We start from the raw sequence: 2,774 nt of genomic DNA, 5'->3' as shown, positions 1-2,774 counted from the left end.
GTATTAGGCCAGCAATCATCCTCAAAAACATTGTTTTACCACTTCCATTTTTACCAACTACTCCATAGATATTACCGCTTTTGAGGAGAGCATTAATATTTTGAAGAACATTAATTTTGCCGATTGACTTGGTAAAGTTGATTACCTCAATTTTCATAGAATGGCAACTCCTTCTTACTGTTTATTCTTTTAATAAGTACTACTAACAATAGAGCAAAGAATATACTCACAATAACATTGAGAAGTGTAATTGAAGGGCTGCTTACTTGAGGCAAGATGAAAAAAAATGCACCCTGGTAGTGGCTTATCATAGCTAAAAAAATTGAAATACCTCCCATTATGATATAGGTGCTTGTTTTCGTCATTTTTAGTAGAAGACATATCTGAACTAGAATTGTTATGATACAAAATAAATAAATTCTCCCTATAACTACAATTGTATTAATATTTAATGTTTGAAGTACCTTAGAAGAAATAAAAGTAGTATCTAGAAGTAACCATATAACATAAACCAATATCACAAATACCGCTGTGATTATTAAAATACCTTTCAATAGAGCTTTCAGCCAATTGTTTTTACTGCCATATCGAACAGTCAAACTATCCGAGTTGTCTATATAAAAAACAATATAGTGAATATTTATATACTGTAGCAAGAAACATAGCATTACGAATAAACTTTTTAACATTAGTTCGTTTAAAGGCTTTCCCCCGAAAATAGTTTGAAACATAGTAGTAAGCTCACTACTGCCCTTCATTCTTAAGAACCCATAAGAAATAAGAGTGCCTATCAAAATAGTTAAAAAGGAAGGCTTTATACTCTTAAAAACTCCTATCATATAAAATCCCTCTTATCACTAAGCCTAGTATTTAGTAATGTAGTAAGCACAATCAAAATCAACATGTAAAAATAACTCAGTAATCCACTATGAAAGACCCAGGAAAATAACAAGTTGATATCAAACGAGAAAAATTTGTTTACAAAAGGTTTAAGCAATAAGAGTTCAACAGCCATCCATATGAAAGTAAATAGCTTGCAATACCTACTCAAAATGAAGTTATTCGACCATTTCAAACAGGACATTATGTTTATGAAAACTATAATTCCTAATAAATATCTTATATACCATTCAATCAACTGTAATATGTAGCTACTTTCTTGAAGTAACATTGACCCAAGTATGATAAATATGTACATAATGTTTAAGCATATGAACCCTTGTCTATAGTATCTTAGTAACTCCTTTCTGAATATTTCTCTTCTCCTTCCTATTCTTATGTAAGATAAATTATGAAAATATCTGCTTTCAATAGCCAGCCCTATAGTAACTACTGAAATAAATTGAAACACGAAAAATTTATCGAAAAACCATTGATTAAACCAATCATGGCCAATGGATAGTTTTAGTACAGAAATTATTGCATTAATTGAAATGTAGATCGTAAACATCAAAAAAAATGCAAGTCTATTCATAAAAATTTCTCGATTTTAAAAATATTACTCTTATTAATATTAAGTTCACTACCATCCATCCTCCCATAACTACAATTACATTTTCCCAAGTTATTATAGTTGTTAATGCACTGACCGCTCTGGGTTGAAGTATCATTCGAATGTTATATGCAAAAAGCCCTGGAAATGAATCAAAAATAAAGTTGATACCGTACAGAGTAATCACAGGAATTAAAAGTGCAACATACCTAATCGAAAATTTAAACAACATACTGACACATTGTGAAAATACAACAAATATTGACATCGCAAGAGCATTCAAGAAAGTATAGATTTGGGTCTCACTTAAAGGATTCGACAAAAAAGCTTTATATACAAAGCTTCCTTCATGTGGGACTAATCTATCGTAGTAATCTGTTGTAACAGTCATATCAGGAAATAACATGTAAGTCACTAAAATATTTATTTCTAAAACTAGTAACATTAAAATAAACGAAAATAATCCCGTTGAAAGAAACTTCGAGATCAAATACTTACGCTTACCTTTTCTAATGACTTGATACATATACATAGAGGTATTTTTGTCTTCATAATAGATTAAACCCGTTAATAATGTAGCAAGAATCCAAAACATAATATTGTATAAGTTATTCCCCCAACTTACTGAATTCATTAGCATCCAAAACTGAAATGGATTTTGACCAATTGTCTTTGCAGTACCGATATCCTTAGAAAAGTGCATAAATACCGTAATTGGATCTATTATTGCAATAGCAAGTAGCAGCATAACTACAACAATTACTTGTTTGCTTGTTATTAGTCTATTAATGTCAATTTTAAAATAACTCACATACGATCCCCCTAATGTATTATATTGGATTAAAAAATTAACAATGCGTTTTACATGGGTGTATCAAGCCAATGACCCCATGTAAAACGCATCGAATTTAAGAGAATAAACTATCAGTCCTATCGGTTAACCAACACTCTCTTATGACCTGAGTTGGGACTCCATTCACCAGCAACGGAAACTGACGAAGATGTATAAACAGGGTTATCCAGGTTTAATGTAATATTAGTACCCTTAGAAGGGGTTGTAGTGTAGGAAGGTGTAGCCCAGGTTGAATTTGATTGTACTTCAGTGTAAGGAGAGGAGTAGTTACCTCCCGCACTTCCTTCCGTCCACGCCCTAACAGCTGTGTACCCGGTGCCTAAACTTGTTATTTTAATACTAAAGTACTGTACCACATCCGAATTGTTAGCTCTCGCTACAGTACTAATCTCAGTATCACCTTGATTAGCAGGAAGATTACCTGTCCAC

Annotated in this window: 2 protein-coding genes; both read right to left on the bottom strand. The window is 31.9% G+C overall.

The features are described 5' to 3' along the window. Positions 1-157 (bottom strand): ATP-binding cassette domain-containing protein (locus AC1DUA_RS32615; RefSeq protein ID WP_477503685.1); only part of this gene is annotated, 157 nt, incomplete at its 3' end. 1,309 nt (positions 158-1,466) lie between these two features. Beyond that, positions 1,467-2,303 carry a hypothetical protein gene (locus tag AC1DUA_RS32610; protein WP_477503684.1) on the bottom strand — a complete coding sequence of 279 codons (837 nt, stop codon included), beginning with the start codon at positions 2,301-2,303 and terminating at the stop codon, positions 1,467-1,469. Between the last annotated feature and the right edge of the window lie 471 nt (positions 2,304-2,774).

The sequence above is a fragment of the Paenibacillus sp. 01T422 genome, from assembly GCF_056398785.1.
This window is presented reverse-complemented; position numbering and strand designations above follow the sequence as displayed.